The following is a 17,992-nucleotide window of genomic DNA, read 5'->3' on the forward strand; positions in this document are numbered from 1 at the left end:
CGAGATTCGTCCGTAATCCTGTGGCGAGGGAGCTTGCTCCCTCGCCACACAAAGCCACCTGCTGCTCTCTAGCTACGTGTCTGACCGCGACCTTCGGTCGCTCCTCGAAAAATAAACTCAAAAGATCGCAGCCTGGGACAACGCCTGCCGGGAAGATACCAATCTCCCCGGCAAGCGTTGTCCCAGGCTGCGATCTTTGTGTTCAAAACCCTCACCTCTAATACCACTTAATACCAAACCCTAATCCAAACCCTAAACAGGGCGGGCTTTCTCACGCCAACAGCAAAGTACTGGCATTGACATGGTATTCAAGTGGTATTAATTTTCAGCCATTCGCGGAACACAACACTCCAATATCCGCATCGGACATCCCTGACATGAATGACCTCCAGGCCCTACGCCCTGACGACACCCAGCCCACGCCCCTGTACCTGCAACTGGCCCGCAACCTTGAAGCGGCGATCCATGCCGGCCAGTGGAAATCCGAGCAGGCACTGCCATCGGAGCGCAACCTCAGCGAGCTGCTGGGCATCTCCCGCGTCACCGCCCGCAAGGCACTGGAAGTCCTGTTCGAACAGGGTCTGATCCGCCGTAACCAAGGCTCCGGCACGTTTATCACACCGCGCCTGGAACAACCGCTGTCACGCCTCTCAGGCTTCAGCGAAATGCTGCGCCTCAAGGGCTTCGTTCCCGGCTCGCAATGGCTGGAGCGCGAGATCACCCCGCCGACCCACGAAGAACTGATCCGCCTCGGCCTCTCGCCCAACGACAAGGTCGCGCGGCTCAAACGTCTGCGCAAAGCCGACGACACGGTGATGGCGATCGAGATGAGTACCCTGCCCGCCTCGATCATCCCCAAGCCGCAGGCGGTGGGCGATTCCCTCTACGAATACCTCGACGGCATCGGCAAACCGATCGTCCGCGCGCTGCAACACATCCAGGCGATCAACGCCTCGGACGAATTCGCCGAGCTGGTAGGCATCGCCCCCGGCACCGCCATGTTGCTGATGACCCGCGTCGGCTACACCGCCGACAACACGCCGATTGAAATCACCGACACCTACTGCCGCAACGATTACTACGACTTTGTTGCAGAGCTTCGTCGATAACCTGCTTCGCCGCTAAAACCGAGAACCGATCATGTCCGAAGACAACATCCTCACCGCCCACGGCTGGGTTCGTGGCCGGCTGATCCACGAACACGGCAAGGTCGTGTCCATCGAAGGCGTGCCGTGCAACCCGGCTGACAACGACTTGCCCTATCTGCTGCCCGGCTTTATCGACCTGCATGTGCACGGCGGTGGCGGCAAAGACATCATGGAAGGCGCCGACGCCTTCGAAACCATCAGCAAGACCCACGTGCGCTTCGGCACCACGTCGCTGTTGGCGACCACCATGACGGCGCCGCCGGAAGAGATTTCCAGCGTGCTCAAAGCCGTCGGCGAGTTCTGCGAGCAGCGGCCAACAGGCTGCGCCCGGGTACTCGGCGTGCACCTTGAAGGCCCGTACATCAATCCCGGCAAACTCGGTGCCCAGCCGAACTTTGCCCACACCGCGCTGATGGCCGAAGTCGAGGACTATCTGGCGCTAGCACCGATCCGCGTGATCACCATCGCCCCGGAAATCGCCGGCCACGATGCCTTGATCCGCACCCTCAGTGCGCGCGGCATCCGCATGCAGATCGGCCACACCCTGGGCAGCTATGAAGAAGGCGTCGCCGCCCTCGCTGCCGGCGCCACCAGCTTCACGCATTTATATAACGCCATGAGCCCGCTGCATCACCGCGAGCCGGGCATCGTCGGTGCGGCGCTGGCCCACGCCAAATACGCCGAGCTGATCCCGGACTTGCTGCACGTGCACCCCGGCGCCATGCGCGTGGCCCTGCGCGCGATCCCGTGCCTGTACTGCGTCACCGATTCCACCGCCGCCGCCGGCATGCCCGACGGTGAATACAAGCTGGGCAGCCACACCGTGACCAAATGCCTGGGCGGCGTGCGCCTGGCGGACGGGACCCTCGCCGGCAGCACCCTGACCATGGATCAGGCGCTGCGCAACCTGGTGAAAATCGGCCTGCCCATCAGCGAAGCCTCACAACGCCTGTCGCAATTTCCTGCGGATTACCTCGGCCTCCCCGAACGCGGCCGCCTGCAACCTGGCAGCTGGGCCGACTGCGTGCGGCTGGATCGATCACTCACACTCACCGCCGTCATGGTCGAAGGAGAAGACATTGACTTCAAAAATGCTTGAAGAGGCGCTGTCCTCGTTCGAGGCCGTGCAAGCCCAACTGCAGCAACTCGACCCGCAGATGTTCGAGATCGCCGGGCGCCTGCGCCGTCAGCCGCCGCAAGTGGTGATGACCGTCGCTCGCGGCAGTTCAGACCACGCCGCCAGTTACTTCGCCTACCTGACCATGCAGCANGTGGGCATTCCAGTGGCGTCGTTGCCGATGTCGGTGGTGACGCTGTTGCAGGCGCCGCTGAAAGTCAGCGGCCAGGTCGCGTTTGCGTTCTCGCAGTCGGGGCAAAGTCCGGATCTGGTGAACAGCCTGCGTCTATTGCGCAAACGCGGTGCCCTGAGCATTGCCATGGTCAACGCCGAAAGTTCGCCGCTGGAAGCCGCCTGCGAATTCCATGTGCCATTGTGCGCGGGTACAGAAAGCAGCGTCGCCGCCACCAAAAGCTTTATCGCCACCCTCAGCGCCAGTGCCCGTCTGATCGCCCATTGGAAAGAAGACGTGGAATTGCTCGAAGCCGGCAACACCTTGCCGCAAGGTCTGCGCGAGGCGGCGCAACAGGATTGGAGCCTGGCCATCGACGTCTTGCGCGATTGCCAACGCTTGATGGTAATCGGCCGAGGTGCCGGTTTTGCCATCGCTCAGGAAGCTGCGCTCAAGCTCAAGGAGACGTCGGCGATCCAGGCCGAAGCCTTCAGCAGCGCCGAAGTGCGCCACGGGCCGATGGCCTTGATCGACGAGAATTATCCCCTGCTGATCTTCGCTCCACGGGGTGCCGAGCAGGCCGGTTTACTGAACCTTGCTGCTGACATGCGCCAGCGCGGCGCTCGCGTTCTGCTGGCCGCACCGGATGACATTGCCGAGCGCGACCTGACCCTGACCCGCGCCGAACACCCAAGCCTTGACCCGATCCTGGCGATCCAAAGCTTTTACGTAATGGCCGCTGGCCTGGCTGAAGCGCGGGGCATGGACCCGGACCAGCCGCGTCACCTGAGCAAAGTGACGCGCACACACTAAGTCCGCCCCGAACGATTTCCTGATGAGACCGAGCCATGCATAACAACAATAAAGAGCTGACCCTCAACGCCCCGCTCAGCGGCCCGGTGCTCACGCTCGCCAAAGTCCCGGACCCGGTGTTCGCCAGCGGCGCGATGGGCGACGGGATCGCCATCGATCCACTGAACGACACCCTTCACGCCCCCTGCGCCGGCGTCGTGGTGCACGTCGCCCGCAGCGGTCACGCCGTCACCTTGCGTGCCGATAACGGCGCCGAATTGCTCCTGCACCTGGGCCTCGACACCGTCGAGTTGCAGGGCGAAGGCTTCTCGATGCTGGTCAAGGAAGGCGCCCGCGTCAGCAACGGCCAGCCGCTGTTGCGCTACGACCTGGACAAGGTCGCGCAGCAGTGCAAAAGCCTGGTCAGCCTGATGATCCTGACCAACAGCCAGGCGTTTCAGGCGCGGCCCATCACGCTGAAATCGGTGAAGGTCGGCGACCCGCTGCTGCACATCATTCGCCGGGCAGCGCCGGGCGCCCAGTCAGAGGTGGACCTTTCGGGTGAAGCGCATTTCGGCCACGTGCGCATCGCTCATCGTGGCGGTCTGCACGCTCGCCCGGCCGCACTGATTCGTCAGACCGCGCAAGGGTTCAAGAGCAAATCGCAGCTGCATTTCGCCGGCAAATCGGCGACCTGTGACAGCTTGATCGGGCTGATGAGCCTGGCCGTCGGCGAGCAGGAGGAAGTTCAGGTCAGCTGCCAGGGCCCGGATGCCGAAGCGGCGTTGCAAGCATTGCTGATCGCCTTGTCCACCGCGTTGGCCGAAGAAAGCCATGCCGCTGCGCCTGCGCCGATCACCCGACGCACTCGGACTGCCGAAGCGGGCGTGCTGCACGGTGTTTGCGCCGCACCCGGTCTGGTCGGTGGGCCGTTGTTTCGCTTGAATGCCATCAGCCTGCCGGTAGATGACGGCGGCCACGACCCCGAGCAACAGTTGCACGCCCTCGATACCGCACTGACCGTCGTGCGCAGCGAAATCGAACACACTCTGGCCCAGGCGAGGAAACACAAAAACACTGACGAAGAAGCGATCTTCACCGCGCACCTCGCCTTGCTCGAAGACCCGGCGCTGCTGGACGCGGCCAACGCCTGCATCGTTCAAGGCATGGCCGCGACGCACGCCTGGAGCCAATCGATCGACGTGCAGTGCGACGTCCTTCAACAACTCGGCAGCGCGTTGCTGGCCGAGCGCGCCAACGATCTGCGCGACCTCAAGCAACGGGTGCTGCGCGCCTTGCTCGGCGAAGCCTGGCATTACGACGTACCGGCCGGCGCCATTGTCGCCGCCCATGAACTGACACCGTCGGACTTGCTGCAACTGAGCGAGCAAGGGGTCGCCGGGTTGTGCATGGCCGAGGGCGGCGCGACGTCCCACGTCGCAATTCTGGCGCGGGGTAAAGGTTTGCCGTGCCTGGTTGCGCTGGGTTCGGCGCTGCTGGATCAGGCGCAAGGCCAGGCGGTGGTGCTGGATGCCGACGGTGGTCGTCTCGAATGGGCGCCGACGGCCGAACGCCTGGCCGACGTGCATCAGGCACAACGTGATCATCAGCAACGCCGTGCGCTTCAACAATCACAGGCTCATACCCCGGCACTGACACTCGATGGCGTGCACATCGACGTCGCCGCCAATGTCGCCTCCAGCGCAGAAGCCGCAGTGGCCTTTGAAAACGGTGCCGATGGCGTCGGCCTGTTGCGCACCGAATTCCTCTTTGTCGACCGTCGCACCGCGCCGGATGAGCAGGAGCAGCGCCAGGCCTATCAAGCCGTGTTGGACGCTATGGGCGACAAGTCGGTGATCATCCGCACCATCGACGTTGGCGGCGACAAACAGCTCGACTACCTGCCGCTGCCCGTCGAAGCCAACCCAGTGTTGGGCNTGCGCGGTATTCGCCTGGCTCAGGTGCGGCCGGAATTGCTCGATCAGCAACTGCGCGCACTGTTGCACGTCAGCCCGCTGTCACGCTGCCGGATCCTGTTGCCGATGGTGACCGAGGTCGATGAGTTGCTGCACATCCGCCAGCGCCTCGATGCGTTGTGCCTCGAACTNGAATTGACCCAACGCCCGGAGCTGGGGGTGATGATCGAAGTCCCCGCCGCCGCGCTGATGGCCGAGCAGTTGGCCCAGCATGCGGACTTCCTGTCCATTGGCACCAATGACCTGTCCCAGTACACCCTGGCCATGGACCGCGACCACGCCGGCCTCGCCGCCCGGGTCGATGCGATGCACCCGGCATTGCTGCGGCTGATCGCCCAGACCTGCGCCGGTGCGGCGGTGCATAACCGTTGGGTTGGCGTTTGCGGTGCACTCGCCTCTGACCCGCTGGCCACTCCCGTTCTGATCGGCCTGGGCGTCAGCGAGTTGTCGGTGAGCCCGGTGCAGATCGGTGAAATCAAGGATCGCGTGCGCCACCTCGACGCCGCGCAATGCCGACGCATCAGCCACGACCTGCTCAAGCTGAGCAGCGCCGGGGCGGTGCGTCACGCCTGTCACCAGCAATGGCCTCTGAGCTGAAAACTACAACAACTCTCAAATAAAAAGAGCACAGGGAGAACCGCCATGTACCAATATTTCATCGAGGGCCTGCAACGCCTCGGCCGAGCGTTGATGCTGCCGATCGCGATCCTGCCGATTGCCGGCCTGTTGCTGCGTCTGGGTGACACCGACCTGCTCAACATCGCCGTGATGCACGATGCCGGGCAAGCGATCTTCGCCAACCTCGCGCTGATCTTCGCCATCGGCATCGCGGTCGGTTTCGCCAAGGACAACAACGGCACCGCTGGCCTCGCCGGGGTGATCGGCTACCTGGTGATGGTCTCCACGCTCAAGGTGATGGACACCACCATCAACATGGGCATGCTCGCCGGTATCGCCAGCGGCTTGATGGCCGGCGGGCTGTACAACCGCTTCAAGGACATCAAACTGCCGGAGTACCTGGCGTTCTTCGGCGGGCGGCGGTTTGTGCCGATTGCCACGGGTTTCTCGGCCGTTGGCCTGGGCGTGATCTTTGGCTTGATCTGGCCGCCGATCCAGCACGGCATCAACAGCTTCGGTGTGTTGTTGATGGAAAGCGGGAGCATTGGTGCCTTCGTATTTGGCGTGTTTAACCGTCTGCTGATCGTCACCGGCCTGCACCATATCCTCAACAACATGGCGTGGTTTGTGTTCGGCAGCTTCACCGACCCGACCACGGGTGCCATGGTCACCGGCGACCTGTCGCGCTACTTCGCCGGTGACCCGAAGGGCGGCCAGTTCATGACCGGCATGTTCCCGGTGATGATGTTCGGCCTGCCCGCCGCGTGCCTGGCGATGTACCGCAACGCGCTGCCGGAACGCCGCAAAGTCATGGGCGGGATTTTCCTGTCGATGGCGCTGACCTCGTTTTTGACCGGTGTNACCGAACCCATTGANTTNGCGTTCATGTTCCTCGCGCCGTTCCTGTATTTGATCCATGCGCTGCTGACGGGCCTGTCGATGGCGGTCACCAATGCGCTGAANATCCACCTGGGTTTCACCTTCTCCGGCGGTTTCATCGACATGGTGCTCGGCTGGGGCGAATCCACCAACGGCTGGCGGGTGGTGCCGGTGGGGTTGGCGTATGCGGTGATCTACTACGCGGTATTTGATTTCTGCATCCGCCGCTTCAACCTCAAGACGCCAGGGCGTGAAGACGTGCCGACGGGTGAGAAGGTTGTGGTCACCGAGAATGAACGCGCCGGGGCGTACATCAAGGCGCTGGGCGGGGCGCAGAATCTGATTACCGTGGGCGCGTGTACGACGCGGTTGCGGCTGGACATGGTGGATCGCAACAAGGCCAACGATGCCGAGTTGAAAGCACTGGGGGCGATGGCGGTCGTGCGCCCCGGCAAGGGCGGGAGCCTGCAAGTGGTGGTCGGGCCGATGGCGGACAGCATTGCCGATGAGATTCGCTTGGCGATGCCGGCACTGGGGCGTGCGCTTGTTTCTTCCCCTCCTGCCGTTGTCGATGCGCCTGCACCGGCAGCTGTAGCAAAATCGGAGGCGCAGCAATGGCTGAAGGCATTGGGTGGTGGAGACAACGTGTTGCAGATGGATTGCGTGGCCATGACGCGGATTCGGTTGCAACTGGCGGATGGCAAGGCGTTGTTGGAGGGTGATTTGAAGGCGCTGGGTTGCCAGGGGGTCAGTCAGCTTGAAGGCGGTGTCTGGCACCTGGTGATTGGTGACAAGGCATCGAGTTTGAGTGATGCGCTGGAAGCGTTGGTCAATCGCAGTGAGGTGAGTGCCAAGGTGTAGATCTTCGGCGTTTGGCAATCCGTCANACAACAAAAAACCCGCTGACCAAACTGGCCCAGCGGGTTTCTTGTTTCTACAATCTGCGAATCAAAAATCCGCCAACTGCCACACCTCATACGCCGGTGTCTCATAGGGATGGCTCAGTTTCAACGCGGCCACAACCGCCACGATCAACTCATCCGCCACCACCAGCTCAACCTTCCATTCTTCAACCACTTCAACCTGGCCGACTTGCCCGATAAACGGCTGGCTGCCGTCCAACGCGCGAAACTGACCGAGGCCGAGTACTTGCCACGCGCAATGGTCGTAAGCACCGATCCGCCCGCCACCGGCAGCGAACACAGCGCTCTTGACCAACTCGACATGACTGGCCGGAACAAAAAAGCTGAGCTTGTACACAGCCCTTAGTTCACCCAGACGCGCGCGTTACGGAACATACGCATCCANGCGCCGTCTTCGTTCCACTCTTCCGGACGCCACGAGTTCTGCACGGCGCGGAATACACGCTCCGGGTGCGGCATCATGATGGTCACGCGACCGTCGCGGCTGGTAAGGCCGGTGATCCCGCGCGGCGAGCCGTTCGGGTTGGCCGGGTAGCTTTCAGTGACCTTGCCGTGGTTGTCGACGAAACGCATGGCCACACAGCCGGACAGGTCGGCTTCGAGCAAGGCTTCTTCGCTGGAGAACTCAGCGTGACCTTCACCGTGGGCAATGGCGATCGGCATGCGCGAACCGGCCATGCCTTGCAGGAAGATCGAGTTGGATTCCTGCACCTGCACCATGGCGACACGGGCTTCGAACTGCTCGGAACGGTTACGCACAAAGTGCGGCCAGAACTCGCTGCCCGGGATCAGCTCGTGGAGGTTGGACATCATCTGGCAACCGTTGCACACACCCAGAGTGAAGCTGTCGTTGCGCTCGAAGAAACCCTGGAACGCATCGCGAGCACGGCTGTTGAACAGGGCCGACTTGGCCCAGCCTTCACCGGCACCCAGCACGTCGCCGTAGGAGAAACCGCCGCAGGCCACCAGGCCTTTGAACTCGTTGAGGTCAACGCGACCGGCGAGGATGTCGCTCATGTGCACGTCGATCGCATTGAAGCCGGCGCGGTCGAACGCGGCCGCCATCTCCACCTGGCCGTTGACGCCCTGCTCACGCAGTACCGCAACTTGTGGGCGAATGCCTTTCTTGATGTAAGGCGCGGCGATGTCCTGGTTGACGTCGAAGCTGAGCTTGGTGCTCAGGCCCGGGTTGTCTTCTTCCAGGATCACGTCGAATTCCTGCTCGGCGCACTCAACGTTGTCGCGCAGACGCTGGATCTGGTAGCTGGTTTCAGCCCACTGGCGTTGCAGCAAACGACGCTGACCTTCGAACACGGTTTCGCCGTTGAAGGTGATGTTGATCTGGCCGTTGTTCATCGGCTGACCGATCACCGACACGCACTCGTCCAGACCGGCGGCGCTGAACTGCGCGAGGATGTCCGGCGTAGCGTCCTGGCGAACCTGGATCACGGCGCCCAGTTCTTCGTTGAACAGGATCGCGGCGATGTCGGCGGAGGTTTCAGCCAGACCGTCGAGGTTCAGGCTCAGGCCGCAGTGGCCAGCGAAGGCCATTTCAACGGTGCTGGTCAGCAGACCACCGTCGGAACGGTCGTGGTAAGCCAGCAGGTGACCGTCGGCATTGAGGCCCTGAATCACGGCGAAGAAAGCTTTCAGGTCTTCGGCATCGTCGACGTCCGGCGCTTGCGAACCGAGCTTGCCATGGGTTTGCGCGAGGATCGAGGCGCCCATGCGGTTCTGGCCACGGCCCAGGTCGATCAGGATCAGATCGGTGGTGCCCTTGTCCATGCGCAGTTGCGGGGTCATGGTNTGACGGATGTCAGCCACTGGCGCGAAACCGGTCACGATCAGGGACATCGGCGAGGTCACGGTCTTGTCGACGCCTTCGTCGTTCCAACGGGTGGCCATGGACATCGAGTCCTTGCCCACCGGAATGGTGATACCCAGTTCAGGGCACAGCTCCATGCCGACAGCCTTGACGGTGTCGTACAGGCGCGCGTCTTCACCCGGGTGACCGGCAGCGGACATCCAGTTGGCCGACAGCTTGATGTCGGACAGCTTGCCGATGCGGGAAGCGGCGATGTTGGTGAGGGTTTCACCAATGGCCATGCGACCCGACGCCGGAGCGTCCAGCAGCGCCAGCGGCGTGCGCTCGCCCATGGCCATGGCTTCACCGGTGTAGACGTCGAAGCTGGTGGCGGTGACGGCAACGTCGGCCACCGGCACTTGCCATGGGCCGACCATTTGGTCACGGGCAACCAGGCCGGTGATGGTGCGGTCGCCGATGGTGATCAGGAAGCTTTTGCTCGCCACGGCCGGGTGGTGCAGCACGCGTTCGATGCTGTCGGCCAGTTCCAGGGTGCTTGGGTCGAAGTCATCGCCCAGCTCGGTTTCACGTACCGCCGAACGGTGCATGCGCGGGGCTTTGCCCAGCAGCACTTCGAGTGGCATGTCGACCGGGCTGTTGCCGAAGTGACTGTCGGTAACCGTCAGTTGCGGCTCGGCAGTGGCTTCGCCGACCACGGCGAACGGGCAACGCTCGCGTTCGCAGATGGCCTGGAAGCGCGCGAAGTCTTCAGGGCCGACGGCCAGCACGTAGCGTTCCTGGGATTCGTTGCTCCAGATTTCGTGCGGGGCCATGCCCGGCTCGTCGTTTGGAATGTTGCGCAGCTCGAAACGGCCACCACGGTCGCCATCGTTGACCAGTTCCGGGAAGGCGTTGGACAAACCGCCAGCGCCGACGTCGTGGATGAAGCTGATCGGGTTCTTGTCACCCAACTGCCAGCAACGGTCGATGACTTCCTGGCAGCGGCGTTCCATTTCAGGGTTTTCGCGCTGTACGGAAGCGAAGTCCAGGTCAGCCGAGCTGGTGCCGGTGGCCATGGAGGAAGCTGCGCCGCCGCCCAGGCCGATCAACATCGCCGGGCCACCGAGTACGATCAGCTTGGAGCCGACCAGGATTTCGGCTTTCTGTACGTGTTCTTCACGGATGTTGCCCATACCGCCGGCCAACATGATCGGCTTGTGGTAGCCGCGCACTTCATCGCCACGCGGGGTGGTGATGGACTGCTCGAACGTACGGAAATAGCCGGTCAGCGCCGGGCGCCCGAATTCGTTGTTGAACGCGGCGCCGCCCAATGGGCCTTCGATCATGATGTCCAGCGCGGTAACAATGCGCTCAGGTTTGCCGTACGGCACTTCCCACGGCTGTTCGAAGCCCGGGATCTGCAGGTTGGACACGGTAAAACCGGTCAGGCCCGCCTTTGGCTTGGCGCCACGGCCGGTAGCACCTTCGTCACGGATTTCGCCACCGGAACCGGTGGCGGCGCCCGGGAACGGGGCAATCGCGGTCGGGTGGTTGTGGGTTTCAACCTTCATCAGGATGTGCACCGGCTCCTGCACCGCGCCGTACTGGCGGGTTTCAGGGTCCGGGAAGAAACGCCCGGCGACGGAGCCGACGATCACCGAGGCGTTGTCCTTATAAGCCGACAGAACGCCTTCGCTGTGCATCACGTAGGTGTTCTTGATCATGCCGAACAGGCTTTTTTCCTGGCTTTCGCCGTCGATGTCCCAACTGGCGTTGAAGATCTTGTGACGGCAGTGCTCGGAGTTGGCCTGCGCAAACATCATCAGTTCGATGTCGTGCGGGTTGCGCTTCAAGCCAATGAAGGCGTTGACCAGGTAGTCGATCTCGTCTTCGGCCAGGGCCAGGCCCAATTCGGTGTTGGCCTTCTCGAGGGCGGCGCGGCCACCGCCCAGCACGTCAATCGCGGTCAGCGGCTTGGGCTCGGCGTGGCTGAACAGACCGGCAGCTTGTTCGAGGTTGCCGAGGACGATCTGGGTCATGCGATCGTGCAAGGCATCGGNGATCAGTTGCGCGTCGGCATCGCTGAACTGGCCGGCGACGTAGAAAGCGATACCGCGTTCCAGGCGCTGGATTTTTTCCAGGCCGCAGTTACGAGCGATGTCGCTGGCCTTGCTGGACCACGGCGAGATGGTGCCGAAACGTGGCAACACCAGGAACAGACGACCGGTCGGCTCTTGAACGGGAACGCTGGGGCCGTACTTCAGAAGGCGTGCGAGCACTTGCTGTTCGTCGGCGGTCAACACGCCGGTAACGTCGGCGAAGTGAGCAAATTCAGCATACAAGCCTGTAACCGCTGGAACCTTTTGGCTCAGTTGCTCAAGGAGTTTGCTGTGGCGAAAGGCAGAAAGGGCAGGAGCGCCGCGCAGGATCAACATCTTCGGGACAGCCTCGGGAAGGGGTGTGCTTTGAGGCCGTGCATTCTAGCCTAAACCGCCCGCGACATCACCCGAAACGGTGCGCGCGGGCGCACCCGAACGTCGGGCCGGGCATTTGGACCTTAAACAGCGATACGCCGAGGGTTATTTTTTATGTCACAAATTACCGTTCGGGCCCATTCCTGCGGGCTCCAAGCGGGTTTTACGCTGCCTAGCAGACAAGCCCTTCGCTGTCGAGATATGGCGCTCGTGGTCCTTTGCGTATACTGCGCAGATGTTCTCCCCTACTGCTTTACGCCCGCGATGCGCCAAATGGCTCATCGCAACCGGACTCTTCCTGATGCTCAGCGCCTGTGTTGATAAGCCCAGCACGCTGGAGCGCGTAAAGGAGGATGGCGTGCTGCGGGTGGTTACCCGAAACAGCCCCGCCACCTACTTTCAGGATCGCAACGGTGAAACCGGCTTCGAATACGAGCTGGTGAAGCGCTTCGCCGACGATCTGGGGGTGGAACTCAAAATCGAGACCGCCGACAACCTCGACGACCTGTTCAATCAGGTGGGCAAGCCTAACGGCCCGGTGCTGGCTGCTGCCGGTCTGGTCAGCAGCGAGAAACGCAAACAGCAGGTGCGGTTTTCCCACTCCTATCTTGAAGTCACGCCACAGATCATCTACCGCAACGGTAAATCGCGGCCGACCGACGCGGGCGACCTGGTGGGCAAGAAGATCATGGTGCTCAAGGGCAGCACCCACGCCGAGCAATTGGCCGAGCTTAAAAAGCAGAANCCTGGCATTGAATACGAAGAGTCCGACGCCGTTGAGGTGGTCGACCTGCTGCGCATGGTGGACGAGGGGCAAATCGACCTGACCCTGGTGGACTCCAACGAAGTCGCGATGAACCAGGTGTACTTCCCCAACGTGCGCGTGGCGTTCGACCTCGGCAATGCCAGTAACCAGAGCTGGGCCGTGGCGGCGGGGGATGACAACAGCCTGCTCAACGAGATCAATGCCTACCTCGACAAGGTGAAGAAAAACGGTACCTTGCAACGTCTCAAAGACCGCTATTACGGGCACGTCGACGTACTGGGTTACATGGGCGCCACCACCTTCGCCCAGCACTTGCAGCAACGCCTGCCCAAGTACGAGCAACACTTCAAGGCCTACGCCAAGAAAGAGAAAGTCGATTGGCGCCTGCTGGCGGCCGTCGGTTACCAGGAGTCGTTATGGCAAGCGGCCGTCACCTCCAAGACCGGCGTGCGCGGCCTGATGATGCTGACCCAGAACACCGCCCAGGCGATGGGCGTGTCCAACCGCCTGGACGCCAGGCAAAGCATCATGGGCGGCGCCAAGTACCTGGCCTACATGAAGGATCAGCTGGACGAATCGATCCAGGAGCCGGATCGCACCTGGTTTGCACTGGCGGCCTACAACGTCGGCAGCGGCCATCTGGATGACGCGCGCAAACTGGCGGCGAAAGAAGGCCTGAACCCGGACAAGTGGCTGGACGTGAAGAAGATCCTGCCGCGGCTGTCAGAGAAAAAGTGGTACAGCAAGACGCGTTATGGCTACGCCCGGGGCGGCGAGCCGGTGCACTTCGTGGCGAACATCCGTCGTTACTACGACATCCTGACGTGGGTCACGCAGCCACAGCTTGAAGGCAATCAGGTGGCGGAAGGCAACCTGCATGTGCCGGGGGTCGACAAGACCAAGCCGAATCAGGAAACCCCGCAGCTTTAACAACCGCCCCAATCAAAAAATGTGGGAGCGAGCTTGCTCGCGATAGCGGTGTGTCAGTCGACATAATCTTTGACTGATACACCGCTATCGCGAGCAAGCTCGCTCCCACAGGGTTTTGTGTTCGGGTTTAGGCTTTTGCGGCGGCCAGGATTAGTGCTTTCATCTCCGATACCGCNCCTTTGAAACCGACGAACAGTGCATGGGCCACCAAGGCGTGGCCGATGTTCAGTTCGTTGATGCCCTTGATCGCGGCCACCGCTTCCACGTTGTGGTAGTGCAGGCCATGGCCGGCATTGACGATCAGCCCCTGAGCCAGGCCAAACGCTACGCCATCCGCCACACGCTTGAGTTCTTCAGCCACGTCAGTCGGCGTCTCTGCATCGGCGTAACGCCCGGTGTGCAGTTCGATAGCCGGCGCGCCAACGCGACGGGACGCTTCAATCTGCCGCTCATCAGCGTCGATGAACAGCGACACTTCGCTGCCGATCTTCGACAGGCGCTCCACCGCAGCCTTGATCCGCGCTTCCTGGCCGGCCACATCGAGGCCGCCTTCGGTGGTCAGTTCCTGGCGGGTTTCCGGTACCAGGCAGATATGCGCCGGGCGAATGCGCTCGGCGAACGCCATCATTTCTTCGGTCACGCCCATCTCGAAGTTCATGCGGGTTTGCAGCACGTCCTTGAGCAGCAGCACGTCGCGCTCCTGGATGTGGCGGCGGTCTTCGCGCAGGTGCACGGTGATGCCATCGGCGCCCGCTTCTTCGGCGTCCAGCGCAGCCTTGACCGGGTCAGGGTAACGGGTGCCCCGGGCCTGGCGCAGGGTAGCGACGTGGTCGATGTTGACGCCAAGAAGAATGCGATTGCTGGTGGTCACGGAAGCGCTCCTGAAAAGAAAGANACGGTGCACAGCATACGGGGATGTCAGGGCTTTCGAAACAGCTCGCGACTGACCAGCGGACGACCGCCCAGNTGCACGGCCAGCGCCTGGCGCATCAAACGCTTGGCGGCGGACAAGGCACCTGGCGCGGTCCAGTCAGCTTCGCTCATGGCCAACAGCTCGGTGCCCTGGAACAGGCCCGGTTGCAGCAGGTAGACCTGTTCCAGGCCAGCATCCACTTGCAAACGGTACAGTCCGTCCGGGGCGATGGGCTCGCCGTGGATGTCGGTGGTCAGGGCGAAACCGTAACCGAGGTCGTCGAGCAGGCGCCACTCGAAGGATCGCAACAGCGGTTCCAGCGGTCGGCCTTCGGCCAGCGCGAGCAACGTCGCGGCGTAGTGATCGAAGACCGCCGGATGCGGGTCTTCGGCGGGCAGCAGGCGGATCAGCAGCTCGTTGAGGTAGAGGCCACTGAACAAGGCCTCGCCGTTGAGCCAGGTTGAAACACCGCCCGCTTCCATTCGCCCAACGTTCTTCAGCTCACCCCGCCCCCGAAACTCCACTTCCAGCGGCACAAATGGCCGCGCCAATGTCCCCGCCTTGCCCCGCGCACTGCGCAACACCGCCCGCAGCCGACCTTGCGGCGTGAGGAAGTCCACCAATGCGCTGCTTTCGCGGTAGGCGCGGGAGTGGAGGACGTAGGCGGGTTGGCCGATTGGTGGGGTTTGGGACATGGAAGTCAGGGATACAAATATTAAATTCACCGGGAAACCAATGTGGGAGCGAGCTTGCTCGCGATGGCGGACTGTCAGNCAACATCAATGTTGAATGTACTGGCCTCATCGCGAGCAAGCTCGCTCCCACAGGGTTCTGCGGTGAAGCTCAGGTCGGGTTTACAGGTCGCCGTAACCCAGCGAACGCAGAGCGCGCTCGTCATCGGACCANCCACCTTTAACCTTCACCCACAGGTTAAGCATGATCTTGGAATCGAACAGCAATTCCATGTCCTTGCGCGCTTCGGTGCCGATGCGCTTGATGCGCTCGCCCTTGTCGCCAATGATGATTTTTTTCTGGCCGTCACGTTCGACGAGGATCAGCGCGTGGATATGCAGGGTTTTGCCCTGCTGCTTGAACTCTTCGATTTCAACGGTGATCTGGTACGGCAGCTCGGCGCCCATCTGGCGCATGATTTTCTCGCGTACCAGTTCGGCGGCGAGGAAACGGCTGCTGCGGTCGGTGATCTGGTCTTCCGGGAAGAAGTGCTCGTTCTCCGGCAGGTGCTCGGCGATCACACGTTCCAGGGCGTCGAGGTTGTGGCCGTGCTGGGCCGAGATCGGCATGATCTGGGCGTTCGGCAGTTGTTCCTGCAGCCAGCTCAGGTGCGGCATCAGCTCGGCTTTGTCCTCGATACGGTCGGTCTTGTTCAGCGCGACGATCAAGGGGCCGGTGACGTACTGCACACGTTCCAGAACCATCTGGTCTTCGTCGGTCCACTTGGTGCGGTCGACCACGAATATCACCACGTCGACGTCTTTCAACGCCGCCGAAGCGGTCTTGTTCATGTAACGGTTGAGGGCCTTTTCGCCGCCTTTGTGCATGCCCGGGGTATCGACATACACCGCTTGCACGGTGCCTTCGGTCTTGATGCCCAGCATGTTGTGGCGGGTGGTCTGCGGCTTGCGCGAGGTGATCGCCAGCTTTTGGCCCAGGATGTGGTTCAGCAGCGTGGACTTGCCCACGTTCGGGCGGCCGACGATGGCAACATAGCCACAGCGTGTTGCGGTTGAATCAGTCATGGCCATTCTCCACGCCCAGGGCAATCAGTGCTGCAGCGGCCGCTACCTGTTCGGCAATACGACGGCTCACACCCTGACCTCGGCTTTTTTCATTCAATAAGGTGATTTCACATTCCACGAAAAATACGCGGCAATGCGGCTCACCCTGGATATCCACCACTTCGTAGCGTGGCAGTTCGCAACCGCGCGACTGCAGGTATTCCTGCAGGCGGGTCTTGGGATCTTTATTGGTGTCGACCAGCGTCAGGCTTTCGATCTCCGAAGCCAGCCAGGCAACCACGCGCTCCTTGGCCGTCTCCATACCCGCATCGAGGTAGATCGCACCGATCAACGCTTCAAGGGCATCGGCCAGAATCGACTCGCGACGGAACCCGCCGCTTTTCAACTCACCGGAGCCCAGTCGCAGGTATTCGCCCAGATCGAAACCGCGGGCCAGTACGGCCAGCGTCTCACCTTTCACCAGACGTGCGCGCAAACGCGACAACTGGCCTTCGCGAGCCAGCGGGAAGCGATCGAACAGCGCCTCGCCAGCGACGAAGTTGAGGATGGCATCACCGAGGAATTCCAGGCGTTCGTTGTTGCGCCCGGCAAAACTGCGGTGTGTGAGGGCAAGGACCATCAATTCCTGGTCCTTGAAGGTGTAGCCGAGCTGACGCTCTAGACGGCTTAAGGAGACGCTCACGGTTTACCCACGCTGAGTTCGTGGCTGGATTCCACCGCCATGGCCGTGATGCGGCGCAGGCTTGGGACAATTAACGCTGTGTTCAAAAATTACGTCCTGAATATCAGTGTTTTCATGCTTTCGGCGCCGATTGTGTCGACTCCAGAAATGCATTCGGCGCTGTGTTCAACAGCGCCGTGTGTGATTACTTGATCAGGCCAACCCGCGAGAAATTCGGCAGGTGGCTGAGTTTGGGTTCCGGCCAGCTCATCCATACGGCAAAGGCCTTGCCGACAATGTTCTCGTCGGGAACCATGCCCAGCAGGTCCTTGGGAATGTTGGGGTCATCCCAGTAGCGGCTGTCATTGGAGTTGTCGCGGTTGTCGCCCATCATGAAGTAGTGCCCGGCCGGCACTTTCCATTCNCGGTCCGGCGATGCGCGATAGCGGCTCATTTCCTTGCGGATCAGGTGCTCGGCGACACCGAGTTTTTCCTTGTAGAGCTCGGCACTGCCCAGCGTACCCGGCTCGGAGCCGACCAGTTGTTCGGCAATCGATTCGCCGTTGACGAACAGACGCTTGTCGCTGGTGTAGCGAATCACGTCGCCCGGCAGGCCTACTACGCGCTTGATGTAATTGACGTTCGGGTCGCTAGGGTAGCGGAACACCATCACATCGCCGCGCTGCGGATCACCGACCGGGATGACTTTCTTGTCGATGACCGGCAAGCGGATCCCGTAAGAAAACTTGCTCACCAGAATGAAGTCGCCGACGTCCAGGGTCGGTTTCATCGAGCCGGAAGGAATCTGGAACGGTTCCACCAGGAACGAACGCAGCACCAGCACGATGAACAACACCGGGAAGAACGACTTGCCGTATTCGACCAGCAGCGGCTCTTTGTTCAGTTTCTCGACGACTACCATGTCAGCCTGGCTGACGCTCCCCTGATAGGAGTTGATGGCAGCCCGGCGCCGAGGCGCCAGGAACAGCAGATCGAGCAACGCCAGGAGACCGCAAACGGCAACGGCGATGACCAGCAACAGCGGGAAATTTAGTGACATAG

General features: G+C 61.8%; 13 protein-coding genes. 6 read left to right on the forward strand and 7 right to left on the reverse strand.

The features are described 5' to 3' along the window. The first annotated feature begins 377 nt into the window (after window positions 1-377). The 5 genes from B7L09_RS11820 to nagE all read left to right on the forward strand — a co-directional run bounded on the left by B7L09_RS11820 (window position 378) and on the right by nagE (window position 7,563). Window positions 378-1,109, forward strand: coding sequence for a GntR family transcriptional regulator (locus B7L09_RS11820; protein ID WP_094468957.1), 732 nt, complete (start codon window positions 378-380; stop codon window positions 1,107-1,109). Between the two features lie 31 nt (window positions 1,110-1,140). After that, window positions 1,141-2,247, forward strand: coding sequence for an N-acetylglucosamine-6-phosphate deacetylase (gene nagA / locus B7L09_RS11825; protein ID WP_094468958.1), 1,107 nt, complete (start codon window positions 1,141-1,143; stop codon window positions 2,245-2,247). Continuing rightward, a complete protein-coding gene (locus B7L09_RS11830; protein ID WP_438269320.1) occupies window positions 2,240-3,250 on the forward strand; it encodes an SIS domain-containing protein in 1,011 nt (336 codons plus the stop codon). Before nagA ends, B7L09_RS11830 begins: the two co-directional genes overlap by 8 nt. Window positions 3,251-3,285: 35 nt before the next feature. Further along, the gene (gene ptsP / locus B7L09_RS11835; protein ID WP_094468960.1) at window positions 3,286-5,802 is read left to right on the forward strand and encodes a phosphoenolpyruvate--protein phosphotransferase; all 2,517 of its coding nucleotides are present in this window, start codon (window positions 3,286-3,288) and stop codon (window positions 5,800-5,802) included. 45 nt (window positions 5,803-5,847) lie between these two features. Beyond that, entirely contained in the window at window positions 5,848-7,563 is a 1,716-nt protein-coding gene (nagE, locus tag B7L09_RS11840; RefSeq protein ID WP_094468961.1) for an N-acetylglucosamine-specific PTS transporter subunit IIBC, read from the forward strand. Between the two features lie 87 nt (window positions 7,564-7,650). Here the strand turns inward: nagE and B7L09_RS11845 are convergent, their stop codons facing one another. Together B7L09_RS11845 and purL are read right to left on the reverse strand one after the other, a co-directional pair. Beyond that, window positions 7,651-7,962, reverse strand: coding sequence for a YqfO family protein (locus B7L09_RS11845; RefSeq protein ID WP_094468962.1), 312 nt, complete (start codon window positions 7,960-7,962; stop codon window positions 7,651-7,653). Between the two features lie 5 nt (window positions 7,963-7,967). Next, entirely contained in the window at window positions 7,968-11,864 is a 3,897-nt protein-coding gene (gene purL / locus B7L09_RS11850) for a phosphoribosylformylglycinamidine synthase (protein WP_094468963.1), read from the reverse strand. 274 nt (window positions 11,865-12,138) lie between these two features. On the opposite strand from purL, the gene mltF reads away from it, so the two are divergent. Beyond that, entirely contained in the window at window positions 12,139-13,599 is a 1,461-nt protein-coding gene (gene mltF / locus B7L09_RS11855; RefSeq protein ID WP_094468964.1) for a membrane-bound lytic murein transglycosylase MltF, read from the forward strand. Between the two features lie 127 nt (window positions 13,600-13,726). Here the strand turns inward: mltF and pdxJ are convergent, their stop codons facing one another. The 5 genes from pdxJ to lepB form a co-directional block, all read right to left on the reverse strand. Beyond that, complete coding sequence (gene pdxJ / locus B7L09_RS11860; protein WP_094468965.1) at window positions 13,727-14,470, reverse strand: pyridoxine 5'-phosphate synthase; 744 nt, start codon at window positions 14,468-14,470, stop codon at window positions 13,727-13,729. A 47-nt stretch (window positions 14,471-14,517) separates the two neighbouring features. After that, window positions 14,518-15,207: a DNA repair protein RecO gene (recO, locus tag B7L09_RS11865; protein ID WP_094468966.1), complete on the reverse strand. Its 690-nt coding sequence runs from the start codon at window positions 15,205-15,207 to the stop codon at window positions 14,518-14,520. 159 nt (window positions 15,208-15,366) lie between these two features. After that, window positions 15,367-16,269: a GTPase Era gene (gene era / locus B7L09_RS11875; RefSeq protein WP_034102340.1), complete on the reverse strand. Its 903-nt coding sequence runs from the start codon at window positions 16,267-16,269 to the stop codon at window positions 15,367-15,369. Then, entirely contained in the window at window positions 16,262-16,951 is a 690-nt protein-coding gene (gene rnc / locus B7L09_RS11880; RefSeq protein WP_094468967.1) for a ribonuclease III, read from the reverse strand. The genes era and rnc overlap by 8 nt, the downstream gene beginning before the upstream one ends. A gap of 184 nt (window positions 16,952-17,135) precedes the next feature. Beyond that, on the reverse strand, window positions 17,136-17,990 hold the full coding sequence (gene lepB / locus B7L09_RS11885) for a signal peptidase I (RefSeq protein WP_094468968.1): 855 nt from the start codon (window positions 17,988-17,990) through the stop codon (window positions 17,136-17,138). Between the last annotated feature and the right edge of the window lie 2 nt (window positions 17,991-17,992).

It is taken from the genome of Pseudomonas mandelii, from assembly GCF_002251635.1.
In the GTDB taxonomy this organism is placed as follows: Bacteria; Pseudomonadota; Gammaproteobacteria; order Pseudomonadales; family Pseudomonadaceae; genus Aquipseudomonas; species Aquipseudomonas mandelii_B.